The 24,535-nt window shown below is 66.8% G+C and carries 25 protein-coding genes and 3 tRNA genes; 8 read left to right on the top strand and 20 right to left on the bottom strand.

What is annotated here, in order from left to right:
* Positions 1–84: 84 nt before the first annotated feature.
* The 3 genes from BP05_RS00860 to BP05_RS00850 form a co-directional block, all read right to left on the bottom strand.
* Positions 85–1,575 carry an N-acetylmuramoyl-L-alanine amidase gene (locus BP05_RS00860; protein ID WP_496360592.1) on the bottom strand — a complete coding sequence of 497 codons (1,491 nt, stop codon included), beginning with the start codon at positions 1,573–1,575 and terminating at the stop codon, positions 85–87.
* 129 nt (positions 1,576–1,704) lie between these two features.
* Positions 1,705–2,187, bottom strand: coding sequence for a tRNA (adenosine(37)-N6)-threonylcarbamoyltransferase complex ATPase subunit type 1 TsaE (gene tsaE, locus BP05_RS00855; RefSeq protein ID WP_496360590.1), 483 nt, complete (start codon positions 2,185–2,187; stop codon positions 1,705–1,707).
* Positions 2,184–3,668, bottom strand: coding sequence for an NAD(P)H-hydrate dehydratase (locus BP05_RS00850; protein WP_496359500.1), 1,485 nt, complete (start codon positions 3,666–3,668; stop codon positions 2,184–2,186). Before BP05_RS00850 ends, tsaE begins: the two co-directional genes overlap by 4 nt.
* 24 nt (positions 3,669–3,692) lie before the next feature.
* On the opposite strand from BP05_RS00850, the gene queG reads away from it, so the two are divergent.
* Complete coding sequence (gene queG / locus BP05_RS00845; RefSeq protein WP_496359498.1) at positions 3,693–4,769, top strand: tRNA epoxyqueuosine(34) reductase QueG; 1,077 nt, start codon at positions 3,693–3,695, stop codon at positions 4,767–4,769.
* Positions 4,770–4,781: 12 nt separating this feature from the next.
* Here the strand turns inward: queG and pgi are convergent, their stop codons facing one another.
* The 6 genes from pgi to pcnB all read right to left on the bottom strand — a co-directional run bounded on the left by pgi (position 4,782) and on the right by pcnB (position 10,309).
* Entirely contained in the window at positions 4,782–6,293 is a 1,512-nt protein-coding gene (gene pgi, locus BP05_RS00840; RefSeq protein ID WP_496359496.1) for a glucose-6-phosphate isomerase, read from the bottom strand.
* A 10-nt stretch (positions 6,294–6,303) separates the two neighbouring features.
* Positions 6,304–6,687 (bottom strand): aspartate 1-decarboxylase, encoded by a 384-nt coding sequence (gene panD / locus BP05_RS00835; protein ID WP_056130033.1) that lies wholly within the window; start codon positions 6,685–6,687, stop codon positions 6,304–6,306.
* Positions 6,688–6,807: 120 nt separating this feature from the next.
* Positions 6,808–7,653, bottom strand: coding sequence for a pantoate--beta-alanine ligase (gene panC / locus BP05_RS00830; protein WP_496359494.1), 846 nt, complete (start codon positions 7,651–7,653; stop codon positions 6,808–6,810).
* A gap of 10 nt (positions 7,654–7,663) precedes the next feature.
* Positions 7,664–8,482, bottom strand: coding sequence for a 3-methyl-2-oxobutanoate hydroxymethyltransferase (gene panB, locus BP05_RS00825; protein ID WP_496359492.1), 819 nt, complete (start codon positions 8,480–8,482; stop codon positions 7,664–7,666).
* Positions 8,483–8,486: 4 nt separating this feature from the next.
* Positions 8,487–8,981, bottom strand: coding sequence for a 2-amino-4-hydroxy-6-hydroxymethyldihydropteridine diphosphokinase (folK, locus tag BP05_RS00820; RefSeq protein ID WP_496359490.1), 495 nt, complete (start codon positions 8,979–8,981; stop codon positions 8,487–8,489).
* A complete protein-coding gene (gene pcnB, locus BP05_RS00815) occupies positions 8,978–10,309 on the bottom strand; it encodes a polynucleotide adenylyltransferase PcnB (protein WP_496359488.1) in 1,332 nt (443 codons plus the stop codon). The genes folK and pcnB overlap by 4 nt, the downstream gene beginning before the upstream one ends.
* Positions 10,310–10,441: 132 nt before the next feature.
* Here pcnB and BP05_RS00810 point away from each other — a divergent pair.
* Together BP05_RS00810 and fdxA are read left to right on the top strand one after the other, a co-directional pair.
* Positions 10,442–10,517, top strand: a tRNA-Glu gene (locus BP05_RS00810).
* Between the two features lie 147 nt (positions 10,518–10,664).
* Positions 10,665–10,988 (top strand): ferredoxin FdxA, encoded by a 324-nt coding sequence (gene fdxA / locus BP05_RS00805; RefSeq protein ID WP_386752132.1) that lies wholly within the window; start codon positions 10,665–10,667, stop codon positions 10,986–10,988.
* Positions 10,989–11,059: 71 nt separating this feature from the next.
* Here fdxA and BP05_RS00800 read toward each other — a convergent pair whose 3' ends face one another.
* Together BP05_RS00800 and dapA are read right to left on the bottom strand one after the other, a co-directional pair.
* Positions 11,060–11,557: a hypothetical protein gene (locus BP05_RS00800; protein WP_496359485.1), complete on the bottom strand. Its 498-nt coding sequence runs from the start codon at positions 11,555–11,557 to the stop codon at positions 11,060–11,062.
* A gap of 29 nt (positions 11,558–11,586) precedes the next feature.
* A complete protein-coding gene (gene dapA / locus BP05_RS00795) occupies positions 11,587–12,486 on the bottom strand; it encodes a 4-hydroxy-tetrahydrodipicolinate synthase (RefSeq protein ID WP_496360588.1) in 900 nt (299 codons plus the stop codon).
* A gap of 199 nt (positions 12,487–12,685) precedes the next feature.
* Between dapA and BP05_RS00790 the strand changes: the two genes are divergently transcribed.
* From BP05_RS00790 to BP05_RS00770, 5 genes are all read left to right on the top strand, one after another.
* Positions 12,686–13,273 (top strand): glycine cleavage system transcriptional repressor, encoded by a 588-nt coding sequence (locus tag BP05_RS00790; protein WP_496360586.1) that lies wholly within the window; start codon positions 12,686–12,688, stop codon positions 13,271–13,273.
* A gap of 88 nt (positions 13,274–13,361) precedes the next feature.
* A complete protein-coding gene (locus BP05_RS00785; protein ID WP_496359483.1) occupies positions 13,362–13,832 on the top strand; it encodes a peroxiredoxin in 471 nt (156 codons plus the stop codon).
* Positions 13,833–13,929: 97 nt separating this feature from the next.
* A complete protein-coding gene (locus BP05_RS00780) occupies positions 13,930–15,327 on the top strand; it encodes a PhoH family protein (protein ID WP_496359481.1) in 1,398 nt (465 codons plus the stop codon).
* Between the two features lie 101 nt (positions 15,328–15,428).
* Positions 15,429–16,226, top strand: a complete 798-nt coding sequence (thiD, locus tag BP05_RS00775) for a bifunctional hydroxymethylpyrimidine kinase/phosphomethylpyrimidine kinase (protein ID WP_496359479.1) — start codon at positions 15,429–15,431, stop codon at positions 16,224–16,226.
* Positions 16,226–17,068: an alpha/beta hydrolase family protein gene (locus BP05_RS00770; RefSeq protein WP_496359478.1), complete on the top strand. Its 843-nt coding sequence runs from the start codon at positions 16,226–16,228 to the stop codon at positions 17,066–17,068. The genes thiD and BP05_RS00770 overlap by 1 nt, the downstream gene beginning before the upstream one ends.
* 9 nt (positions 17,069–17,077) lie before the next feature.
* Here the strand turns inward: BP05_RS00770 and BP05_RS00765 are convergent, their stop codons facing one another.
* From BP05_RS00765 to BP05_RS00725, 9 genes are all read right to left on the bottom strand, one after another.
* Positions 17,078–18,019 (bottom strand): ribokinase, encoded by a 942-nt coding sequence (locus BP05_RS00765; protein ID WP_496359476.1) that lies wholly within the window; start codon positions 18,017–18,019, stop codon positions 17,078–17,080.
* Between the two features lie 136 nt (positions 18,020–18,155).
* Positions 18,156–18,232: transfer RNA gene (locus BP05_RS00760), tRNA-Arg, on the bottom strand.
* Between the two features lie 65 nt (positions 18,233–18,297).
* Positions 18,298–18,390: transfer RNA gene (locus BP05_RS00755), tRNA-Ser, on the bottom strand.
* Between the two features lie 56 nt (positions 18,391–18,446).
* Entirely contained in the window at positions 18,447–18,650 is a 204-nt protein-coding gene (csrA, locus tag BP05_RS00750; RefSeq protein ID WP_496359474.1) for a carbon storage regulator CsrA, read from the bottom strand.
* Between the two features lie 149 nt (positions 18,651–18,799).
* Positions 18,800–21,448, bottom strand: a complete 2,649-nt coding sequence (gene alaS, locus BP05_RS00745; RefSeq protein WP_496359472.1) for an alanine--tRNA ligase — start codon at positions 21,446–21,448, stop codon at positions 18,800–18,802.
* A 145-nt stretch (positions 21,449–21,593) separates the two neighbouring features.
* Entirely contained in the window at positions 21,594–22,094 is a 501-nt protein-coding gene (gene recX / locus BP05_RS00740; RefSeq protein WP_496359470.1) for a recombination regulator RecX, read from the bottom strand.
* A gap of 21 nt (positions 22,095–22,115) precedes the next feature.
* The gene (recA, locus tag BP05_RS00735; protein ID WP_496359469.1) at positions 22,116–23,153 is read right to left on the bottom strand and encodes a recombinase RecA; all 1,038 of its coding nucleotides are present in this window, start codon (positions 23,151–23,153) and stop codon (positions 22,116–22,118) included.
* 174 nt (positions 23,154–23,327) lie between these two features.
* Positions 23,328–23,954: a transcriptional repressor LexA gene (gene lexA / locus BP05_RS00730; protein WP_496359467.1), complete on the bottom strand. Its 627-nt coding sequence runs from the start codon at positions 23,952–23,954 to the stop codon at positions 23,328–23,330.
* Between the two features lie 55 nt (positions 23,955–24,009).
* Positions 24,010–24,510 carry a CinA family protein gene (locus BP05_RS00725; protein ID WP_496359465.1) on the bottom strand — a complete coding sequence of 167 codons (501 nt, stop codon included), beginning with the start codon at positions 24,508–24,510 and terminating at the stop codon, positions 24,010–24,012.
* Positions 24,511–24,535: the final 25 nt, after the last annotated feature.

Raw genomic sequence — 24,535 nt, 5'->3', positions numbered from 1 at the left:
CGGGAACGGCGCCGCGCGCCGTCGAGGATTGCTGAGCCGGGATGATATGCGGCGCGGGGGGTAATCCCAACGCCCGGGCGCGCGTTACTTGCTGCCGCCGCCCGCGCCCGCGACCGCGGGCACGTCGGCGGCCGCCTGCGCCGCGTACAAGGTTCCCGGCGGTGGCTGGCGCACGAAGTAGGTGTTGACCCCATCGAGCACCGCGCGGGCCAGCTGGCGCTGGTAGACGGGGTCGCCGAGGCGGCGCTCTTCATCGGGGTTCGAGATGAAGGCGGTTTCCACGAGCATCGCCGGCATGTCGGAGGTCCGCAGCACGGCGAAGTTGGCGCGCTCGATGTGCGGCTTGTGGTTGCGGCCCAAGCGGCTCAGGCCGCTGAGCACGTGCGTCGCCGCGTCTTCGGACGCTTTCATCTGCCCGCTCTGGGTCAGGTCGATCAGCACCGACGCCAGCGTGCCGCTGGTCTTCTCCAGCCGCACGCCGCCAATGAGGTCGGAGGCGTTTTCCTTGTCGGCCAGCCAGCGGGCGCGCTGCGACGAGGCCCCCTTGAGCGACAACACGTAAACCGATGAGCCGCTGGCGGCGCGGTTCTCCGCCGCATCCGCATGGATCGAGACGAACATGTCCGCGCCCGCCTTCCGGGCCAGCTGGGCGCGGTTGTTGAGCGGGATGAAGACGTCGTTGTCGCGGGTGAGATAGGCCTTGAGACCCGGCGTGGCATTGATCTGGCGCGCAAGCTCGCGCGCGATCGCCAGGGTCACGTCCTTCTCGCGCTTGCCGTTGAGGCCGGTCGCGCCCGGGTCCTGGCCGCCATGGCCGGCGTCGATCGCGATGACGAGCGGACGCATGCCGCGGCTGCGCATCACGTCTTTCATGGTCTTCACCGCATCCGCCGGAGGGGCGGAGACGGGCAACTCGGCCACGGACGACGCACTGCCTGCTGTCTGCGCTGGCGTGCCGGCGGCCTTGATGGCGGCGGAGGCACCTGAATTGGAGCCGGCGCTTGCAGGGTCAGCCCGCGTACCCGGATTGGCTGCAGCTTCGAACTTTTTGGCCTCGCCGCGAGCCGCCAGCTCGGAGATCAGGCGGGACGTCGCGGCGCTGGAAGCGCCAACCTCGTCGCCGGCGGTCTGTGCCCCGGCCGAAGGTGACTGCGAAGCCGTGGCCTTGGATTGCGCCGCAGGCTTGACGTCGGCGTTGCCAGCAGCCGGTTCGCCATCGCCCGGCCACTCCAGCACCAGTCGCGGACCGCCAGCCCCCTGCTCGATACGTGGCTTCAGAACGGCGACCGGCTGGGCAAGGTCGAAAACGATGCGGGCCGTGTCCGCCGCCGGTTGGCCGGCGCGCACGGACTTGATCACGCCCGAGCCGGCAGGTAGGGCGAGCCCCTTGCGGATGTGGGTCGCCGGCAGGTCTACGACCAGACGTTCCGGGTCAGCCAGACGGATCAGCTTGAAGTCCACCGCCCGATCGAGCGCGATTTCCGCACGCGTGCCGGTCGCGCCGTCGCTCAGCTGCAAGCCATTGATTTCACTCGCGTGTGCCAGGTTCCAGGCCAACGCTGACACCAGCGCCATGCCCAACAGAACCTTCTGAACGGTAGCCCCCGATACGCGCATGGGCACTAGTCAAGCACCGGCCGCCAGCGCCGTCAAGTATTTTTTCCTTACGAATCCGGCACCTGCCGGCCTTTCCTTCGGAATCGTTCAGGAGTCCGCCGCAACTCGTCGGGGATTTACGCCCCGCAAACGCTCCAGCCACTCCCCACCCGCTTCCGTGACCGGAATCACGTCCACCCGTCGGCCCGTCCCCGCGACCTCCATATCCAGTCGCAGGTCCGCCGCCGGAAGGAAGTGCCCACCACGCTCAGGCCATTCGACCAACCAGAGCGTCGCCTCGTCGCTGTCGAGCCCGAGGAATTCCAGTTCCGCACCATCACCAATGCGATACAGATCGAGGTGCCACGCCTCGCCGCCCGATGCGAGCGGGTAACGCTCGACCAGCGTGTAGGTGGGACTGCGGATCGCACCAGCCACGCCCAGTTCGCGCAGCAGCGCCCGCGCCAGCGTCGACTTGCCCGCGCCGAGGTCCCCGTGGAGATGGATCACGCCTCGCGGCGGGCGGGTGCGCGCGAGCGCCTCGCCCAGAGCATTGGTGGCATCGGCATCTTCTAGCAGCATAGAAATCACTTCGTCGTTCCGGGATTGGCGAAGCGCCGCAACCATGGCATCAGATCCGTCGGCAACAGGCCACGCTCGCCGCCATCTGTCGCCGCGTCGCCTGCAAGCGCGTGCAGTAGCGTGCCTGCACTCGCGGCGTCGAACCCGTTCAGCCCCTGCGCGCGCAATGCCGCGATGGTTCCGGTGAGCACATCCCCCATGCCTCCGGTTGCCATGCCGGGATTGCCCGCGGCGACCACCCGCGAAAGACGATCCGATGCGGCGACGATGCTTCCCGCGCCCTTCAGCACGACGACACAGCGGTAACGTGCGGCCAGTTCATGCGCAGCCGCATGGCGATCGCCCTGCACCTGCGCCGTAGAGGTGGCCAGCAAACGCGCCGCCTCGCCCGGATGCGGGGTGATGACGGTTTCATCCGGCAAGGGACCGCCCGCGGATCCGATGAGATTCAGGGCATCCGCGTCCAGAACCAGCGGCTTCCCGCTTGCGAGGCTGCGCCGTTGCAGAGAACCGCCCCAATCCCCGTGGCCGAGCCCGGGACCGACCGCCACGACATCGGCCTTGTCGAGCAACGCGTCGAATCCGCCATCCTCGTCCAGCGCGTGTCCGAGCGCCTCGGGTGTACGCGCAAGCAGCGCAGGCAAATGCTCGCGGCGCGTGGCGACATCAACGAGTCCGGCGCCGCAGCGCAACGCCGCCTCGGCGCAGAGGAGAATCGCGCCGCCGCCACCGAAGTCTCCTCCGACGCACAGCACCCTTCCATTCGTACCCTTGTGCGAATCGCGGCGACGGGGGCGCAGCCAGCGCGCGAGATCCACGGCCTCCAGCAGTTCCGCGACGGGCGTGGCGTCGGCGATGAGCTTTGGTGGCAGCTCGAGCGACGCCAGCGCGACGGTGCCGACATGGTCCAGCGCCGCTCCCGTGCGCAGTCCGGCCTTGCCCGCGATGAATTCCAAGGTCCGCGTCGCGAATACCGCCTTGCCGGGGACGCTGCCACGATCGCAGTCCACGCCACTGGGCGCATCCAGCGAAAGCACCGGCGCGCCATGGCCGTTGATCGCGTCGATCAGCACGGCACTCTCCGCATCCGGGGCGCGCGAAAGCCCGATGCCGAACAGAGCGTCGACGACCAGGTCGGCCGGGGGCAACTGCGCTTGGAAGGGCTGCACCCGGCCAAACGCAGCTTCGTAGTCGGCACAAGCGCGCGCCGCCAGGTCGCTGCGGGGCACCTGGGTGGCCAGCCGCACCACATCCACTTGGCGCCCGGACATCAGCGCGTGCCGGGCCAGCACGTAGCCGTCGCCGCCGTTGTTGCCGGGCCCGCAGACCACGACGATGCGCTGCGCCTGCGGCCATCGCTCCAGCAACTCGCGCCAGGCGGCCTGCCCGGCGCGGCGCATGAGCTCGAACGCGTCGCCCAGGGAGGCCGTCGCACGCGCCTCCATCCCGCGCAGGGCGGCACCATCGAACAGGTAGGAGGGGCTGTGCATCGCGCGATTTTATACTTGGCGCCGATGACACCTCCCATCACCCGCGCCCAACCCGACTACGTGGCACTGGCCGGCCGCATCCGCGAACTCTCGCGCGACTTCGGCTTCCAGCGCTGCGGCATCGCCGGCATCGAGCTGGGGGACGACGAGGCCCACCTGCGCGACTGGCTCGCGCAGGGCCTGTACGGCTCGATGGACTGGATGGCGCGCCATGGCGAAAAGCGATCGCGTCCCGACGACCTGGTGCCCGGAACGCTGCGGGTGATCTCGGTGGGCCTGGACTACGGTCGGCGCGACGACGAGGAAGCCTGGCAGACGCTCGCCGACGGCGAGCGCGCCTACGTCGCCCGCTATGCCCTCGGACGCGATTACCACAAGCTGATGCGCCAGCGCCTGCAGAAGCTCGCCGACCGCATCGCCGAGGAAGTCGGCCCGTTCGGCCATCGCGTATTCGTCGACTCCGCTCCCGTGCTCGAACGCGCGCTCGCCCGCAACGCGGGCTTGGGGTGGATCGGCAAGCACACGTGCCTGATCGACAAGGACGGCGGATCCTGGTTCTTCCTCGGCGAGATCTACGTCGACCTGCCGCTTCCCGTGGATGCGCCGGCCACTGCGCACTGCGGCACGTGCACGCGCTGCATCGACATCTGCCCTACCCGCGCCATCGTCGCGCCGAACCGGCTCGATGCGCGGCGCTGCATTGCCTACCTCACCATCGAGCACGAGGGCACGATCGACGAGGAACTGCGACCGTTGATCGGCAACCGCATCTTCGGCTGCGACGATTGCCAGCTGGTGTGTCCCTGGAACAAGTTCGCCAAGCGCACCGACGAGCCCGACTTCCGCGCGCGCAACAACCTGGACGAGGCCACGCTGGCAGAACTCTTCGCCTGGGAAGAAGCCGAATTCCTGCAGCGCACCGAAGGCACCGCCATCCGCCGCAGCGGCCACCAACGCTGGCTGCGCAACATCGCCATCGCCCTGGGCAACGCGCCGACCACTCCCGAGGTGATCGCCGCACTCCGCTCGCGGCGCCACAGCGACAACGCGGTCGTGCGCGAGCACGTGGAATGGGCGCTCGCGCGGCACGGCGCCGCGTAACGCCAAGTCGGCCTACTTCGCCAGTTCCGCCAACAGCGCGCGGGTCACCACGTCGTCGGCCACCGCCTCGCCGCGTACGGCGGGCAGCAATCGGTTGGCGACCTGCTTGCCGAGCTCGACCCCGAACTGGTCGAAGGGATTGATCCCCCACATCAGCGCCTGCAGGTAGACGCTGTGTTCGTACAAGGCGAGCAGCGCCCCCAGCGAACGCGGCGTCAGCGCGTCGAGCAGGATCATCGTGCTCGGGCGATTGCCGGCGTAGGCCCGATGCGGATCCTCGCTGCCCTGCCCGTTGGCCAGGGCTTCGGCCTGGCCCAGCAGGTTCGACAACAACGCCGCATGGTTGTCGAGGTACGGATCGTCGCCGCGCGCCACGCCGATGAAGTCCACCGGCACGACCTGCGTGCCCTGGTGCAGCGCCTGGAAGAAACTGTGCTGCGAATCGGTGCCGACGCCGCCCCACCACACCGGCACGGTGTGCGCGTCCACCGGGGAACCATCGAGCTTCACCGACTTGCCCAGGCTCTCCATCACCAGTTGCTGCAGGTAATTGGGCAACAGCTTCAGGCGTTCGTCGTAGGGCATTACCGCCTGCGTCGCCAGCCCTCGCGCGTTGACGTTCCAGATCGCGGTCAGCGCGTGCCAGGCGGCCATGTTTTGCCGCGGCGGGGCTTCGAGGACGTGCGCGTCCATCTCGGCGGCACCGGCCAGCAGTTCGTCGAACCGCTCCACGCCGATCGCCAGCGCGATCGGCAATCCGACCGCGGACCATAGCGAGTAACGCCCGCCGACCCAGTCCCACATCGGCAGGATCCGCTCGGCGGTGACGCCGAATGCCGACGCGGCGCGCTCCGCGTTTGCGGTGATAGCGTACAGGCGCGAATCGTCGCGAAGCCACTGGCGCAGGATCGCGCCGTTCAGCAGCGTTTCCTGCGTGCCGAAGCTCTTGGAGATCAGCAGGACCGCGCTGCGCGCCGGATCGAGCCCGGCCAGCGCGCGTTGCGCGGCCGCGCCGTCGACGTTGGACAGGAAGTGGACCCGGAAGCGGCCCGGGAGCGGACCCGACAGCGCATCCACCGCCAGTCGCGGCCCGAGGTCGGACCCGCCGATGCCCACGCTGACGATGTCGGTGACGTCGCTGGCCGTGAGTGCGGCGATCAGCTCGCGCATGCGCAGGCGCGCGGCCTTGGCGTGGGCGTGGGCGTCGCGGGCGACGGGTTCGTGCGCGAGGTCGCCGCGCAGTGCGGTATGGAGTGCCGGGCGGGCCTCGGTCGGATTGACCGATGCGCCGGCGAACAGCGCGCGCACGCGACCGGGAGCATCGACCGCAGCAAGCTCGGCGAACAACGCGTCCAGCGCCGCCCGGTCGTAGCCTTGGCGGGCGAAGCTGGCAAGAAGCGGTCCGGCCCGCACGGCGAAGTCACCTGCGCGGGCCGGGTCGGCCTGCAGCATCGATTTCAAGTCCACGTCCGCCAGGCGTTGGGCCTGGCCCCTGAGTTGCTCGAACCGATGCGCTGCTGGCATGGGACTCCGATCAGGCCGCGGCTTGTTGCGGCATGGAGTGGTTGGTGTGGGTCAGCTGGTTCTGCCGGTCGACGTAGACGCACGTCGGCTTGTACTTCGCCGCTTCGGCCTCGTCGCAGACGCCGTAGGCGCAGATGATGACCAGGTCGCCGGGCTGCGCGCAGTGCGCGGCCGCGCCGTTCACCGAGATCACGCCACTGCCTTCCTCGCCACGGATCGCATAGGTCACGAAGCGCGCGCCGTTGTTGACGTTGTAGATGTGGATCTGCTCGTACTCGCGGATACCCGAGATGTCGAGCAGGCGGCCATCGATCGCGCACGAGCCTTCGTAGTGCAGCTCGGCATGGGTCACGCTGGCGCGGTGGATCTTGGCCTTGAGCACGTTCAGTTGCATTTCCCGTCTCCGGCCGCCGGGCTTGGCGGCGAGAAAGCCCAAGTTTAGCAGCGCATGGCGCGCTGCAACATGGAACGCGGCGTCCCGTTACCGCGGATTTAACGCCGCCCGGCGCGGCCTTCAGGCCTCGAATTCGAGGTTGTCGATCAGGCGCGTCCGCCCCAACCGGGCCGCGATCAGGGCCACGCGCGGCCCATGCCGGCCCGAGGGCAAGTCGAGGTCGGTCGCTCGCACGGCGGCGTAATCGACGACGAAACCTGCCGCCTCGAGGCGAGCGACCGCTTCGGCTTCGGCCTGTTCGCGGCTCGCGCCGGCGCGGATGGCCTCGCGCATGGCATGCAGGCAACGGCTGATCTGGGCGGCGATGGGCCGCTCCTCCGCCGAGAGGTATTGGTTGCGCGAACTCATGGCCAGGCCGTCGGCCTCGCGGCAGGTCTCGGCGGCCACGATCTCGATGGGAAACGCGAGGTCGCGGACCATGTAGCGGATCACCGCCAGTTGCTGGAAGTCCTTGCGGCCGAAGATCGCCACGTCGGGCTGCACCTGGTTGAACAGGCGGGCAACGACGGTGGCAACGCCGTCGAAATGCCCTGGCCGGTGCGCGCCTTCCAGCGTTTCGGTCACGCCGGGCACGCTTACGTGAACGGTCGCGTCCGCGCCGAAGGGATACATCGTCTCCACCGAGGGCAGCCACAGCAGGTCGCAGCCGGCATCGGCGAGCCCCTCGGCGTCGGCTTGAGGCGTGCGCGGGTAACGATTGAAGTCTTCGTTGGGGCCGAACTGGGTCGGGTTGACGAAGACGCTGGCGACGACGCGATCGGCGTGCCGGCGCGCCAGTTCGATCAGCGAAAGATGCCCGGCATGCAGGTTGCCCATCGTGGGTACGAAGGCGACGCGCTGGCCCGCGCGCTTCCATTCGGCGATGCGGGCGCGCAATGCGGGCAGTTCGGTAACGACGTCGATCATCGTCGCAGGGTCAATCGTAGGAATGAGCGGCGTCGGGAAAACGACCTTCGCGCACCGCGGCGGCGTACGCCTCCACTGCCCCCGCGATGGTGCCGGATTCGGCGAGGAAGTCCTTCACGAATTTTGGCCGGCGATGCCCGCTGTTTACGCCCAGCAGGTCGTGCAACACCAGCACCTGGCCATCGCAATGCGGGCCGGCGCCGATGCCGATCGTGGGGATGCGCAGGTCGGAGGTGATGGCCTGCGCCAACGCGGTCGGAACGCATTCCAGCACCAGCATGGCCGCGCCCGCCTCGGCCACCGCGCGCGCATCCGCGCGCAGCTTGGCGGCCGTGGCATCGTCCCTACCCTGCACCTTGTAGCCGCCCAGGCGCAGCACCGACTGCGGGGTCAGGCCCAGGTGCGCGCACACCGGGATCTCGCGTTCGACCAGGAAGCGGATGACCTCGAGCTTGTGGCCCGCACCTTCCAGCTTGACCATCGCCGCGCCGGCCTGGAGCAGCATGGTCGCGGCGTCGAGCGCGCGCTCGGGCGTCGCGTCCGACTGGAACGGCAGGTCGGCGACAAGCAAGGCCCGCGAGAGCCCGCGTGCGACGCAGGCGACGTGATAGGCCGTGTCCGCGACGGTGACCGGCAGCGTGCTGTCGTGTCCCTGGATCACCATGCCCAGCGAATCGCCGACGAGGATCAAGTCGGTACCAGCCCCGTCGAGGGTGCGCGCGAAGCTCGCATCGTAGGCCGTGAGCATGACCAGCTTGCGGCCGTCGCGCTTGGCGTCGGCGAGCATCGGCACGTTCCAGGGCTTGTCTTGCGGGGTGGAGGTATACATCCGGCTAGCCTAACGCTTCGATGTCGGAAGGTTGCATCTTGGCCAGCACTTCGCGTGCGGAGCCAACGCCCGGGATCATCGCATCCGGCGCGATTTCCACCAGCGGCACGAGCGCAAAGCTCCGTTCATGCAGATGCGGGTGCGGGACGCGAAGCCCGGGTTCGTCGATCACCGCGTCGCCAAAGAGCAGCAGATCCAGGTCCAGCGTACGTGGCGCCCAACGCTCGTCGGCCTGGCGCTCGCGACCGGCGCGATGCTCGATGCCGAGCATCGCATCAAGCAGTTCGCGGGCATCCAGCGAGGTCTCGATCATCGCCACCGCATTGATGAAGTCCGGCTGGTCCGTACGTCCCCAGGCGCGGCTGCGATAGAGCCTGGAGGCTCGCAGCAAGCGGGTGTCCGGCAACGAGTCGAGTTCCTGGAAGGCAAGCCGCAGCGTCGCGGCCGCATCCCCGAGGTTGCCGCCCAACCCGATCAGGGCAATGGTCCCCGCGTTCACTCGCCGGAAGCCGCGGATCCGCCACGGCGCCGGCGGCGTCGCCGGCGTGGGGCGCCGGTGGCCTCTCCCGCGGCCGGCTGCGCATCGAGCTGCGCGGCGAGCACGTCGCCAGGCTGGCGCTGGGCCTCGCGCCAGAAAGCCACGTCATCGGCATGTTCGTTCGATGCGGCCAGACGCAGGTTGAGGAAGTCGAACGCGGCGCGGAAGCGCGGATGGGCCAGCAGGCGGAAAACGCGCTTGCGCTGGCGCAGCGAGAACCGCGACTGCAGCAACCAGATTTCCTGCATCGGCAGCGAGAACCGACGCGGCAGTGCGATGGTGTTGAGCTGATGCACGGTGACCCTGTCCGCGGCACGGCGCTCGGCCTCCGCCGTGTGCATGCCGCCGCTCTGCAGCTGCGCCAGCGCCCGGCAGTAACCGGGCCACAGCAGCAGCGCGAACAGGAACGCCGGCGAAACTGGCTCGTCGTTGGCTACGCGTGCGTCGGTGCCGCGGAGGCCGGCAACCAGCATGCGCCGCAGCGCGCCGCTGCGATTTGCGCGCAACGCCAGCGCCGATTCGGGGAACAGGGCGTCGAGCAGGCCATGCCGCTCTAGGCCTTCGAAGCTGGCGACGGCGTGGCCGGTGAGGAACAGCTTCAGGCATTCCTCGAACAACCGGGCGGGCGCGGCTTCCGCCAGCAGCGGCGCCAGGCGCGGAATCGGCTCGGCCGTGTGGGCTTCGATCTGGAAATCGAGCTTGGCCGCAAGGCGGACCGCGCGCAGCATCCGCACGGGATCCTCGCGATAGCGCGTCTCCGGATCGCCGATCAGGCGCAGCAGGCGGTTCTGCACGTCCTGGAAACCGCCGGTGTAATCGCGGACCGAGAAGTCCTCGATCGCGTAGTACAACGCGTTGGCGGTGAAATCGCGCCGGACCGCATCGTCCTCGATCGAGCCGAAGACGTTGTCGCGCAACACGCGCCCACCCTCGTGTGTCTCCCGGTCGCCACTGCCGTCGTCGGCATTGGCCCGGAAGGTCGCCACTTCAATGATCTCGCGGCCAAACACCACGTGGGCCAGGCGGAACCGGCGACCGATCAGGCGGCAGTTGCGGAACAACTGCTTGACCTGCTCCGGCGTTGCGTCGGTAGCAACGTCGAAGTCCTTGGGATGTCCGCCCACCAGGAGGTCGCGCACCGCGCCGCCCACCAGGAACGCACCGAATCCGCCTTCGCGCAGCCGGTAAAGGACACGCAGGGCGTTGGGGCTGACGTCCCGGCGCGAGACGTTGTGCTCTTCGCGCGGAATCAACCGCAGCGTGGGATGGATGGACTGGAGTTCGGACATCTAGGTTTCGTACCGCGGTCCTTGTCGGACGGAGTCAAAGTGCTCGCCACCAATTGCCCGACGGCAACGGCGCTGCGTATACTAGCAGTCTGCGTTCAGGTCCGATGCCGGACGCAGGCAAGCAAGCAGTTTGCTCCCTTCGTCTAGAGGCCTAGGACGTGGCCCTCTCAAGGCTAAAACACGGGTTCGAATCCCGTAGGGAGCGCCATATCCGCAAGGCCCGAGTTGAGATAGGGCCTTGAACACGAGCCCGGCCTTGCCGGGCTTTTTGTTGCCCGAAGTCTTGCGTGCGCCGGGCGACGAATCGCTACACTATCCAGCGCACCAGACACGCCTACCCGGAAGCTGCCCGCCCATGCCCTTCGTCGTCACCGAGAACTGCATCAAGTGCAAATACACCGACTGCGTCGAGGTGTGCCCGGTGGACTGCTTCCACGAAGGTCCCAATTTCCTGGTCATCGACCCCGACGAGTGCATTGACTGCACGCTGTGCGAGCCCGAGTGCCCGGTGAACGCGATCTACCCGGAGGACGACGTGCCCGCGGGCCAGGAAGCATTCGTCGCCCTGAACGCCGAACTGGCCAAGGCGTGGCCGGTGATCACCACCCGCAAGGATGCCCTGCCCGATGCCAAGGAGTGGGAAGGCAAACCGGGAAAGATCGACCTGCTGGAGCGCTGAGACGGCGCGCAGGTCTCATACGAAAAACGGGCGCCAGGCGCCCGTTTTTCATGTCCGGCCGCGATGACGGGTCAGTTGGGGGCCAGTGCAGCCTTCAACGCCGCGATGGCCTTCACCGCTGCCGGCGCCGTCGCCGGCTGACCGCGCGGATCCACCGCCGCCACGTACGCACCGGCCTCGACCGTGCTCACGCGGATCAGGAAATTGCTGCCCTCGTAGCCGACGTCGTAGACGCCGAGCAACTGGGCACGACTGGCGACGGTAAGGCCGTCGATCTTGGCAAGGGCTTCGCCGACCTTGGCGAACGCATCGTCGCGGGTACCTGCAACGGTGAAGCCGTTGGATACGCCGGCCACCGGCGCGGCTGACGTGCCAGCCGACGCCTGCGCGACGGGAGCCGCTACCGCGCCGTCGGTGCGCGGCAGGTCCAGGTCGGGGGGAACTTCCAGCGGACGGCTGCTCGGATCAGCGGCGTACAACTTGTTTTCCCTGTGGAACCAGGTGCAGCCCTGCGCTGCCAGCATGGCGGCCAGCACTAGGGGAATCGTGGCAAAGCGGGTCAGGCGCATGGTGCATCTCTCCTGGGGGAAACGTGGGGTCAGGCCGCGTTGGCGCAGGCGCTCTCGAGTTCGCGCACCCGGGCCGCCAAGGCGGATGCCGCATCGGCATGGCGGGCAGACAACGGCAGCAACGGGAGGCGAAGGCCATGGCCGATACCGTGCAGTGCCAGGATGGCCTTGACGGGTATGGGATTGGGCTCGACGCCCATGAAATCAAAGGCCGGCTGCAGGCACGCGTCCAGTTCGCGCGCCGCATCGGCACTGCCGGAGCGCGCGAGGTCGCACAACTGCCGCAGCGCGACGGGCAACACATTGGAGGCTACCGAAATCACGCCGTCGGCGCCGGCGAGCATCGCCCGGCACGCGGTGGGGTCGTCGCCGCTCAATACCGCGAAGCTGCTGGATTTCATCGACAGCAACGCATCCATCCGCTCGGCTTCCGCGCGCGCTTCCTTGATGCCGATGATGCGCGGATGCCCGCACAACTCGGCGACGGTTTCGGGCAGCAGGTCGCAACCGCTGCGGCCGGGCACGTTATAGAGCACTACCGGCAGCGCGTTGTCGTCGGCGATCGCGCGGTAATGCGCGACCAGGCCAGGCTGCGTCGGACGCACGTACGGCGGCGTGACCACGAGCGCAGCATCGGCGCCCAGGGTCGCGGCGCGTCGGGTCTGTTCGATGGTCTTGGCGGTATTGGACAAGCCGGTGCCCGCCAGCACCGGAATGCGGCCGGCGATGAACTCCACCGCACTGCGCAGCAGCACGTCGAATTCGCCGTCGTAGAGCGCCGCGGCCTCGCCGGTCGAGCCGGCAACGACGACCGCCTGCGTGCCGCCATCGAGCTGCTGCTGCAACAGGCGCTGCCACGCATCCAGATCGAGTTCGCCTGCGGCGGTGAAGGGTGTAGCCAGCGCGGTGATGCTGCCGGAAAGTCGCAAGTCGGTAAGCCCTGAGTGGCGTGGGAAATCTAAGGATCTGGCGGAGCCTTCGCGGCCGCTGGATGCGGCGCCGGAAGCGGCAAACAGGCCCGCAAAATTCACCTGAATGTTACTTGCGGCACGAAACCGCGGGCAAGTATGCTGATCCCGGCCCGCCACCAGGCGGCCGGCTCGAAGAGCCAGTTCCAACGATCCGGGCATCCCGCCCCCAACGCTAGGCGCCGCCTTGACCGATAACGCTCCCCGGCCGTCGCCGAACGAAAACCACCTCCTGATCAACGCCTACACGACGCATCCGGAATCACCGCTGCTGTCGGTGACGCGGCGGATAACCGACAGCGGCTGCAACCTCGTCGATGCCCGGTTGTCCACTGTGGGCCGTGACGTCTCCGTCACCGCACTGGCCGTGGGACCGTGGGATGCCGTGGCCAAGCTGGAAGCCATGCTGGCGCGGCTGGAGCGCGAGGAGGGCCTCAAGCTCAACTGGTACCGCACCGGACCCAAGCAGATCCAGTCGAACCTGCTGCCCTACGTTGTCGAAGTCGTCGCGGCCGACAAGCCCGGCATCCTGTTCCAGCTCGCCGACTTCTTCGACCGCCAGGGCATCACCATCGAGAGCCTGCACTGCTCGCGCTACCGCGCCATGCAGACCGGCGCGGACATGTTCTCGGCCCAGGTGACGATCGGCGTGCCGGCGAGCATGCACATTGCTGCGCTGCGCGATGACTTCCTCGAGTTCTGCGATCACCTTAACCTCGACGCGATCATGGATCCGATGAAGTTCTGAAGGGCTTGCAGTGCCGTACCGAGTCCGGCACGCTGGCGGCGAAAGCAACACCGCGCCGGGCTCGCCCGGCGCATAAGCAGGGAACCCGATGCTGGACACTGGCGACAAGATCCCCGACCTTCCCATCGCGCTTTCCAGCGGCTCGAAAGGCCGCCTCTCCGACTACCAGGGCCAGTGGCTGGTCCTGTACTTCTATCCCAAGGACAGCACCCCGGGCTGCACCACCGAAGGCCTGGACTTCAACGCGCTATTGCCCAAGTTCGAGAAACTGGGCGCGACAGTCCTCGGCGTATCACGCGACTCGCTCAAGTCCCACCAGAACTTCTGCACCAAGCAGGGGTTCAAGTTCGACCTTGTGAGCGATGCGGACGAAGCCCTCTGCAACGCATTCGGCGTGATCAAACCAAAGAAGCTCTACGGCCGCGAATACGTCGGCATCGAGCGCAGCACCTTCCTGATCGATCCCAAAGGCGTCATCGTCCAGTCATGGCGCCCGGTGAAAGTCCCCGGCCACGCCCAGGCCGTGCATGACGCACTCAAGGCGGCCGCAACGAAGTGATCACTCCGCGTATCAACGACTCCACCACCCCGCCTCGCGGGTTCGTGGTGGCCTGCCCCTGCCCGGCTTTTGAACAGCTCGCCTCCAGGAAAGCATGATGACCCGAAGCAAGCGCATCTACGTCCTCGACACCAATGTGCTGATGCACGACCCGACCGCGCTGTTCAAGTTCGAGGAGCACGATGTCTACCTGCCGATGCAGGTGATCGAGGAACTGGACAACGGCAAGAAAGGCACCAGCGAAGCCAGCCGCAACGCGCGCCAGGTAAGCCGCTTCCTCAATGAACTGGTCGAGAGCCACGGCACCCGCTCCATTTCGGAAGGCATCCCGCTGACCCGCCCCCAAGGGCTGCAGCTGCGGGGCGCCCAGAGCATCGGCAGGCTGCGCTTCCAGACGCGGGACTTCGATTCCGGCAAGCGTTTCGGCGCGGTCATCCCCGACAACCACATCCTTGGCGCCATCCTTGCGCTGAAGGAGGCCGAACCTGGCGTCCCGGTGGTTTTTGTCTCCAAGGACATCAACCTGCGCATCAAGGCGTCGATCGCGGGCATCGAATCGGAGGACTACGAGAACGACCGCGCGCTCGACGACTTCAGCCTGCTCTACACGGGAGCGACGGCGCTTCCCGAGGACTTCTGGCAGCGCTACGGCAAGGACTTGCGCTCGTGGACCGAAAAGGGCCGCACCTTCTACGAGATCCGGCGGAGCGAGGAGGACGAGTGGTATCCCAACCAGTTCCTCTACCTGCCGGGCGACGAGGAGGCCGAACTGAAGGTCGCGCACATCGAAGGCGAGCGCGTGATCCTGCAGATCGTCGACGACTATCGCCACAACCAGCACGCCGTTTGGGGCGTCACCGCGCGCAACCGCGAGCAGAACTTCGCGCTCAACGCCTTGATGGATCCCGAAATCGACTTCGTGACCCTGCTCGGCACCGCGGGTTCGGGCAAGACGCTGCTGGCGCTGGCCGCCGGCCTGGCACAGACGATGGACCAGCAGCGATACCGCGAGATCATCATGACCCGTGCCACGGTGAGCGTCGGCGAGGACATCGGCTTCCTGCCCGGCACCGAAGAAGAAAAGATGACGCCGTGGATGGGCGCGCTGACCGACAACCTGGAAGTGCTCACGCACAACCCGGAAGGCGGCAGCTGGGGACGCGCGGCCACCAACGACCTGCTCGCCTCGCGCATCAAGATCCGCTCGCTCAACTTCATGCGCGGCCGCACGTTCCTGAGCCGTTGGCTCATCTTGGACGAAGCGCAGAACCTCACGCCCAAGCAGATGAAAACCCTGATCACACGCGCCGGCCCGGGCACGAAGATCGTGTGCCTGGGCAACGTCGAGCAGATCGATACGCCCTACCTGACGGAAACCACGTCCGGCCTGACCTACGCCGTGGACCGTTTCAAGGGCTGGTCGCACAGTGCCCACGTGACATTGCGTCGTGGCGAACGTTCGCGGCTCGCGGACTACGCTTCGGAAGTGCTGTAAGCCCGTCACGGGGCCGGCCCCGCGGCCGGCCCTGCCGTGTAGCCATGTCGCCGCGCCGGCAGCGGCGCACATTCCTCCCCCCTGGGACTTTCGTTACGCGTATGCCCGTCGTTTCAGCACTGACTATCGCCGGCTCCGATTCCGGCGGCGGCGCCGGTATCCAGGCTGACCTGAAGACGTTTGCCGCGCACGGCATTCACGGGTTGAGCGCGCTTGCGGCGCTGACTGCCCAGAACACGCGCGCGGTCACCGCGATCGAAGTGCCCAGCCTGCCCTTCATCCACGCGCAGCTCGATGCCTGCTTCGACGATTTCGACATCGGCGCGGTCAAGCTCGGCATGCTGGCTACTGATGATGTGATTCACGCCGTGGCCGACGCGCTCGCGCGGCATGGCCCCCGGCAAGTGGTACTCGATCCTGTGATGGTCGCGACATCAGGCGCCCGCCTGCTGGAGCCGGCCGCACTGGAGGCGTTGCGCAATCGCTTGCTGCCGTTGGCCACGGTGGTCACTCCGAACATCCCGGAAGCCGAACTCCTGCTCGGTCGTCAAATCCAAAGCCGGGCCGCGATGCGTGAGGCCTGCGCGGAACTGCTCGGCGGCGGCGTGCGCGCGGTGATGCTCAAGGGCGGCCATCTGGCAGATGAGGGCGATGTGGTCGACCTGTTCGCGGATGCCGGCGGCACCCTCGAGTATCGCCATGCCCGCTTTCGCCTCGAAGCGCACGGCACCGGCTGCACCCTGGCTTCGGCCATCGCCGCGAATCTGTGCCGGGGCTTGACACTGCCCGAAGCGTGCCGCGCCGCAGGGGACTATGTGCATGCGGCGCTGAAGCTGGGCTACCGGCCGGGCCGAAGCGACACGGTGGTGCTCGATCATTTCGGGGCGGCTCCCAGGTGATGGAGCTGCCGCTGCAGACATTCGACCTGGAGGCCGGCGATGGACACCGCTGGCAGTTGCTCGCGGTGGTCCCGGAACGACCGTCGGCCCGGCTGCTCTGGCTGCCGGCGATGGGCGTCGCGGCGAAGCATTACCTCTCCTTCGCGCAAGGGCTCGGGCAACGAGGCGTCGCCACGTTCATCCACGACTGGAGGGGCAACGGGACCAGCAACCAGCGCCCGGCGCGCGACCGCGATTGGGGTTATCGCGAACTGCTGGAACTGGACCTGCCTGCCAGCGAGGCCGTAGTGTCCGGCCACTTCGGCCACCTTCCGCTAATACTCGGAGGACACAGCTTGGGAGGGCAGCTGGCATGCTGCCATCTGGGCATGGCGCCGAGCTCTGCGAAACGCCTGTGGCTGGTGGCCAGCGGCTCGCCCTATTGGCGCGCCTTCCCGGCCCGCACACGCTGGTGGCTGCCCATGACCTATCGCTTCCTGCCTTGGCTGGCGGAGCGACGCGGCTTCCTGCCAGGCCACAGCATCGGGTTCGGTGGCAACGAATCGCGCAGCCTGATCCAGGATTGGGCGCGCACCGCCCTGAGCGGCCGCTACGCGGCGCGAGGTCTGGCCTTCGATCTGGAAGCCGGCATGTCATTGCTGGATGTGGACGCGCACGCCGTCGTGTTGGCACAGGACTGGCTCGCGCCAGTCGGCTCGACGCGCTTTCTAGCATCGAAACTGCAAGCTTCCCGGTGGCAAATCGAAAGCCTGGATTCACGCACGCTGATGACCCGTGCTGGGCACTTCGAGTGGATGAAGCAACCCGCAGCCGTCATCGATGCCCTGACGCGGTCGCTGTAGGGACGTCCTTCATTTGACCCCGCAACGGCGCGCGAGCTCGTCGGTGGAGACGGCATGGCGGCCGTTGGCGAGGAGTTCCTCGACTTCCTTTGCGCTGGGCACACTTGTCTGTGCTCCCAGGCGCGTGCACGCGAGGGCGGATGCGGCGGAGGCGCGACGGAGCGCGTCCGCGAAGCGATGACCCTGCGAAATCGAGGCGACGAAAACACCGCTGAAGGTATCGCCGGCCCCAGTGGTATCGACGGCGTCGACTTCGAAGGCCGGCTGCAGCAACCACGCTCCCCGCGTGCGCGCACAGCTGCCCCACACCCCCAGGGTGACGATGACATCGGTGGTGCCCAACGCCGCAACGGCGTCGGATATCCCACGCGTGCGACCGGTTATGGCGGCCAACTCGCCCTCGTTGACGATCAGCACGTCGACGGCAGCCAGCAGGTCCTGCGGCAACGACTGCGCTGGCGCCGCATTGAGCACGACGCGCACTCCGGACTTACGGGCCGACCCCGCCCACGCCGTCAGGGCATCCAGCGGGGTTTCCAATTGCAGCAGCAGGTGCGAGACGTCGGACAGCTCGGGCAGGTCTGTCGCCTGCAAGCGTGAATTCGCCCCTGGCGCCACCGTGATTGCATTCTCGGCGTCGTCGGAAAGGCAAATGAACGCAACGCCGGTGGCCTCATCTTGGATGCGCACGATTCGCGCATCCACTCCGGCCGCGCGCAGCGATTCTTCCAGCGGTACCGAGTATGCATCCGCTCCCAATGCCAGCAGCATGCGGGTCGGGGCACCACCAGCGCGCGCGCAGGCCACGGCCTGGTTCGCTCCCTTTCCCCCGGGAAACGTCTCGAAAGAGCGGCCCAGCACGGTCTCCCCGGGAACGGGAATGTGCGGTGCGCGCACGACGAAATCGAGGTTCGCGGAACCCGCGACAAGAATAGTGTTGCGAGCAGTCATGCATGTCCCCAATAGGCGTTCGTGGACGGCGGTCGGGAACATAACGCATGCAAATTCCCGTCGGCTCAACCGGGTGGGAGCCCACGGCGCCAAAACAAGAAGGCCGACGGGGAAACCGTCGGCCTTCTTGTTTGTATGGCGCGCCCGGAGAGATTCGAACTCCCGACCACCAAGTTCGTAGCCTGGTGCTCTATCCAGCTGAGCTACGGGCGCAAAAGCTAGAAGCGGAATTATGCGTCAGTTGTTATCGCCTCGTCAAACACTTTGGCGATTGAAACTGGCGGAGACTGAGGGATTCGAACCCTCGATGGAGCTTTTGACCCCATACTCCCTTAGCAGGGGAGCCCCTTCGGCCTCTCGGGCAAGTCTCCGCGGCAACTTCGCGGGGCGCAGAGCATAACGGCTCTGCGCATGCGCGGCAAATCTTTTAGCCGCCCTCTCCCTTACGGTCGTGCTCGGAGATGCCCTCGCCGCGCTGTATGCGCTGGTAGATCTCCTCGCGATGGACCGCGACGTCCTTGGGGGCCGTGATGCCGATACGCACCTGGTTGCCCTTTACACCGAGCACGGTGACCGTAACGGAATCACCGATCATCAAAGTCTCGCCGACGCGACGCGTCAGGATAAGCATGCAAATCTCCTCGATACCGGCCAAGATCGCCGGTCAGGGCGCCCGTTCCCTCAAGGGCGCCTTACTCCTGAAAACAAACGCCGGCCTTTCGTTGACCGCGGCAGCGGCCGAGAAGTTCAGCGTCCCCCTGTCACATACCACACCCGGCATCATGCCAGTTTTTGTGCCACCCAGTCCGTGACGCTGGACAGCGCCTTTTCGAGGGCCGGACCGTCCTCGCCACCGCCCTGAGCCATGTCTGGACGACCACCGCCCTTACCATTGATCTGAGCTGCCACGTGGGACAGCAGCTCCCCAGCCTTCACCCTGGCGGTAAGCGAACTGCTGACCCCCGCGATGAGCGCCGCCTTGCCATCGCTGACCCCGGCAAGCAAAACCACCGCGTCGCCGAGCTGCTGCTTAAGGCGATCCACGGCGTCACGCAATGCCTTGGCATCAAAACCCTCCAGTCGCGTCGCCACTACCTTGACTCCACGGACGTCGACCGCCGAACCGGCCAGATCCGCGGTGGCACCCGAAGCCGCCTTGGCCTTCAGCGATTCCAACTCGCGCTCCAGTTTTCTCTGCCGGTCCAGCAACGCGCGCACCTTGTCGGACACGTCGGCAGCGTTGCCACCAAGCAACTTCGCGGCCTCGTCGAGACGACGCTCCTCTTCGGCCACATAGTCCAAGGCTCCCTGCCCGGTCAGGGCCTCGATCCGTCGCACGCCGGCCGAGACGCCGCTTTCCGAAACGATCTTGAACAAACCGATGTCGCCGGTCCGCGCAACGTGAGTGCCGCCGCAGAGCTCGGTCGACGCGTCGCCCATCCGCATCACGCGCACGCGCTCGCCGTACTTTTCGCCAAACAACGCCATCGCGCCAAAATCGAGTGCTTCCTGCATGCCCATGTGGCGCACTTCGGCGGCGTGGTTGGCCCGGATCTGCGCGTTGACCTGGCGTTCTATCTGAGCCAGTTCGCCCGCCGTCACGGGCTGAAAGTGCGCGAAGTCGAAGCGCAGGCGCTCTGGAGCGACCAGCGAGCCCTTCTGGGTGACATGCGCGCCGAGCACGTCGCGCAGTGCGGCATGAAGCAGGTGCGTGGCACTGTGGTTCAAGACTGTGGCTGCGCGGCGATCGTGGTTGACCGCGCCGACAAGGTGGTCGCCCCGCTTGAGCGTGCCGATGGTCAAAGTACCGATGTGCCCATGGAACTGGCCGGCGAGCTTCTGGGTATCGCTTACCACCAGCATCACCCCCTGCTCAGCGAGTTGCCCGACGTCGCCGACCTGGCCACCGCTCTCGGCGTAGAAAGGCGTGCGATCAAGGAATACCACTGCCTCGTCCCCGGCCTGGATGGCATCGACCGGCTTGCCATCCTTCAGCAGGGCCACGACCTCCAGGCCACCGGCTTCCAGGTGCTCGTAGCCGATGAATTCCGTGGGCTTGAGTTGCGCGATGAGCTCGGCAGGCAATGCAGTACCGCCGCCGAACTTGCCCGCAGCGCGAGCTCGTTCGCGCTGCTGTTCCATCAGGCGCTCGTAGTCGGCCATGGCCGTTGGCGGCAGCTCCGCGCCCTTCTCGCGCAGGATGTCAGCGATCAGGTCGGGGGGGCAGCCGTATGTATCGTGCAGCTGGAACAGCTGTTCACCATCGATCACGCCCCCGCTCTGGGCAAGGTAACCCTCCAGGCGCTGCATGCCGGCGTCGAGCGTTTGCGAGAACGCGGCCTCTTCCGCCTTGAGCGCGCGCTCGACCAGCTCGCGTTTCTGCACGAGTTCCGGGTACGCCTGGCCCATGACGTCGATGAGCGGGGCGACCATGCGCCAGAAGCTGCCCTCGGCGCTGAGCGAGCCCAGCTTCCAGAAATGGCGCACGGCACGGCGAATGATTCGGCGCAACACATAGCCACGGCCTTCGTTGCTCGGCAGCACGCCATCGACGATGAGGAAGCTGCAGGCGCGGATGTGGTCGGCAATGACCCGGAGCGACTTGTGCTCGAGGTCGCTGCCGCCGGTGATGGCGGCCGCAGCCTTGATCAGGTGCTGGAAAAGGTCGATCTCGTAGTTGCTATGCACGTGCTGGAGCACGGCCGAGAGGCGCTCCAGGCCCATGCCGGTATCGACGCACGGCGCCGGCAGCGGCACCAGGCTGCCATCGGGCTGGCGGTCGAACTGCATGAAGACGTTGTTCCAGATTTCGATGAAGCGATCGCCGTCTTCGTCCGGCGAACCGGGAGGACCGCCGGCGATGTGCTCGCCGTGGTCGTAGAAGATCTCGGTACACGGACCGCAAGGGCCGGTATCGGCCATCTGCCAGAAATTGTCCGACGCGTAGGGAGCGCCCTTGTTGTCGCCGATGCGGATAATCCGCTGGGGCTGAAGCCCGACCACCTTGTGCCAGATATCAAAGGCTTCGTCGTCGGTGTGGTAGACCGTCACCAACAGTCGTTCCTTCGGGAGCCCCCAAACGTTGGTCAGCAGCTCCCATGCCCAGACGATGGCGTCCTTCTTGAAGTAATCCCCGAAGCTGAAATTGCCCAGCATTTCGAAAAATGTGTGATGACGCGCGGTGTAGCCGACCTGGTCCAGGTCGTTGTGCTTGCCACCGGCGCGCACGCAACGCTGCGAACTGGTCGCGCGGCTATAACTGCGCTTTTCGGCCCCGAGGAACACGTCCTTGAACTGGACCATGCCCGCATTCGTGAACAGCAGGGTGGGGTCGTTGCCGGGCACCAGCGAACTGGAGGGGACCACGGCATGGCCCTTGGAACGGAAGAATTCGAGGAAATCGCTGCGGATTTCAGTAGTGGTTTTCATGCCAGGCGCGGATTGAGGGCTGGGCAGGTCGCCGCGACCCGCCCGGACCCGCCAAGATGGCGGCGGAGGGCCGAGCAGGCAACCCAATCGGAAAGCCTTCTAGCCTAGCAGGCGCAGAGCCCCCTCGCAGTCGCCTGATCCGTGCCTAGTCTGGCTCGAAGTCTTCACGCACCGCGGTGCGCGCGCTGGCGGCGTCGAATCCCCGCCGCAACAGGAAATCCGCGGCTTTGCGCCGCTGGGTCAGATCAAGGGCGGCGACCGGGCCGTAGCGCCGACGGACGAGGTCGGAGGCGATTTCGGCCCAGTCGCCATTGAAGGTATCCAAGGCGTCAGCGATGGCCTCGCGATCGAGGCCATGGGTTGCGAGCTCCGCGCGTATGCGCGCCGGTCCATACCCGCCCGAGGCTCGCGCACGGACGAGGCTTTCGGCGAAGCGACTGTCGTTCTGCCAGCCGTCCTCGGCCAGCTTAGCCACGGCCGCTTCCACCTCGACGACGTCCACGCCGCGCGAGGTCAGTTTGCGGGTCAGCTCCTTCCTGGAGTGTTCGCGCCTGGTCAGCAGGCCCAACGCACGTTGCGTCGCGCTCAACTCCCGTGCCTTGCGGCGCGGGGGGGCGCATTCGGCTTCGGCACTGCGATCATCCATGCGTGATCATCCCAGGCAGATTCAGTCCTCGGCCTCTTCGCCCGCGCCTTCGTCACGGCGCGCCTCGGCCGGTTGGAACTTCTCACGCAGCGCAGCTTCCAGCTGCGCCGCGAGCGCCGGGTTGTCCTTGAGGAACTGGCGGGCGTTCTCTTTGCCCTGGCCGATGCGCTCGCCGTTGTAGCCGTACCAAGCTCCGGATTTCTCGACCAGCTTGGCCTCCACACCCATGTCGATCAGCTCACCCTCGCGAGAAATGCCTTCGCCGTAGAGGATTTCGGTAACGACCTGCTTGAACGGCGGGGCCAGCTTGTTCTTCACCACCTTGATGCGGGTCTGGTTGCCGACGATCTCGTCGCCCTTCTTCACCGAGCCGATACGGCGGATATCCAGTCGCACCGACGCGTAGAACTTCAGCGCATTGCCGCCGGTGGTGGTTTCCGGGCTCTGGCCGGGCATCATGATTCCGATCTTCATGCGCAGCTGGTTGATGAAGATCACCATGCAGTTGCTGCGCTTGATGTTGCCGGTGAGCTTGCGCAGGGCCTGGCTCATCAGGCGCGCCTGCAGGCCGGGGAGCTGGTCGCCCATCTCGCCTTCGATTTCGGCCTTGGGGGTGAGCGCGGCCACGGAGTCGACCACCACCATGTCCACAGCGTTGGAACGCACGAGCATGTCGGCGATTTCCAGCGCCTGTTCGCCGGTATCGGGCTGACTGACCAGCAGGTCGTCGACATTGACGCCGAGCTTGGCCGCGTAGGTCGGATCGAGCGCGTGCTCGGCGTCCACGAAGGCGCAGGTGCCGCCGGCCTTCTGACACTGGGCAATGGTCTGCAGCGTCAGCGTGGTCTTGCCCGAGGACTCGGGACCATAGATCTCGACTACGCGTCCCTTGGGCAGACCGCCGATGCCAAGGGCGATGTCCAGCATCAGCGAGCCGGTGCCGATGACCTCGGCCGGTTCGGCCACCTGGTCGCCCATGCGCATGACCGCGCCCTTGCCGTACTGCTTTTCAATCTGGCTCAGGGCAGCCGAGAGGGCGCGCTTCTTGTTCTCATCCATCGTGGCGATTCCTTGGTTCGGTGTATGTGTGCGTTGGGATCAGGCTAACGGACGCGTATCGCAGGGGCTGAGACGCAACCGGACCGGGTGAAAAAAGTTTCTGCTGCCTTGGCGAATGGGGGAAGCAGAGGAAGCCGGGGCCAGCGGTAGGGAAAACCCGCGCGCGTAGGCCTCTCATCGGTTTGGCCGCACCAGGCCGCAGTACAGGCCTTCGATGGCGAAATCCTGGTCCGGCAACACTTCGATTGGGGCGTAATCCGGGTTGCGAGGCAGCAAGCGAATCCGATCCTTGCCGACCTTGAGGAGCTTGACGGTGATTTCGTCGTCGATGCGCGCGACCACGATCTGCCCGCTGCGTGCTTCGGTCGTCCGATGCACGCCGATCAGGTCGCCGTCGAAGATGCCCTCGTCGCGCATCGAGTCGCCCTTCACCTTGAGCAGGTAGTCCGGCGCCGGCGCGAAGAAATTCTTGTCGAGGAGGACATAGTCGTCCGCTTCCAGGTCCACCCCTGCGCCGATCGGCAAGCCGGCCGCGACCCGACCCAAAACCGGCAGTCGCAACATGTCGTCGTTGGCTGCGGGCCGCGGCTGCGCCTGGACCAGCCGGATGCCACGGGCCTGACCCGGGACCCGCTGGATGGCGCCCGCCCGTTCCAGGGCTTCCAGATGGTACTGGGCAGCGCGGACGCTACTGAATCCGAAGGCCGATGCGATCTCGGTCTGCGACGGCGGCACGCCTTCGCTCTCGATCCGCTCGGCGATGAGGGCCAGGATGGCGCGCTGGGTGTCGGTCAGGTTCATTAGTAGCAATACTACTAATGCCTTTTCCGGAAAATCAACCCCCTGCTCGACGCAGCTATCCCGCCAGCCGCATCAGCCCCAGCAGGGCGGCTTCGACCGTCTGCCGGCGTACCGCCTCGCGGTCGCCGGCGAAATGGAAGACTTCGGCGGTGGGGTAACCGCCGCGGCGCTTCCAGGCGACCCACACAGTGCCCACCGGCTTGTCGTCCGTTCCGCCGGACGGCCCTGCGATACCGGTCACGGCGACGGCCAAGGTGGCCCCCGAATGGACCAGCGCACCCGAGACCATCTCCAGCACCGTTTCCCGGCTGACCGCGCCGTGGTGTTCGAGGGTCTCCGGCCGCACCCCGAGCAGCGCCTGCTTGGATTCGTAGCTGTAGGCAGCGATACCGCATTCGAACCACGCCGACGAACCCGCGATGTCGGTCAGCACCTTGGCGATCCACCCGCCCGTGCAGCTTTCCGCGGTGACCAGCGTGTGGTGTCCGACCTGCGCCGCGGCGCCGAGCTGCCGGGCCAGGTCTTGCAGCGTCGTGTCGGAGGCGATGTCGCTCATGGGGGCGAACTATAGCGGCGATCCC

Source organism: Lysobacter oryzae DSM 21044, assembly GCF_059568595.1.
This window is presented reverse-complemented; position numbering and strand designations above follow the sequence as displayed.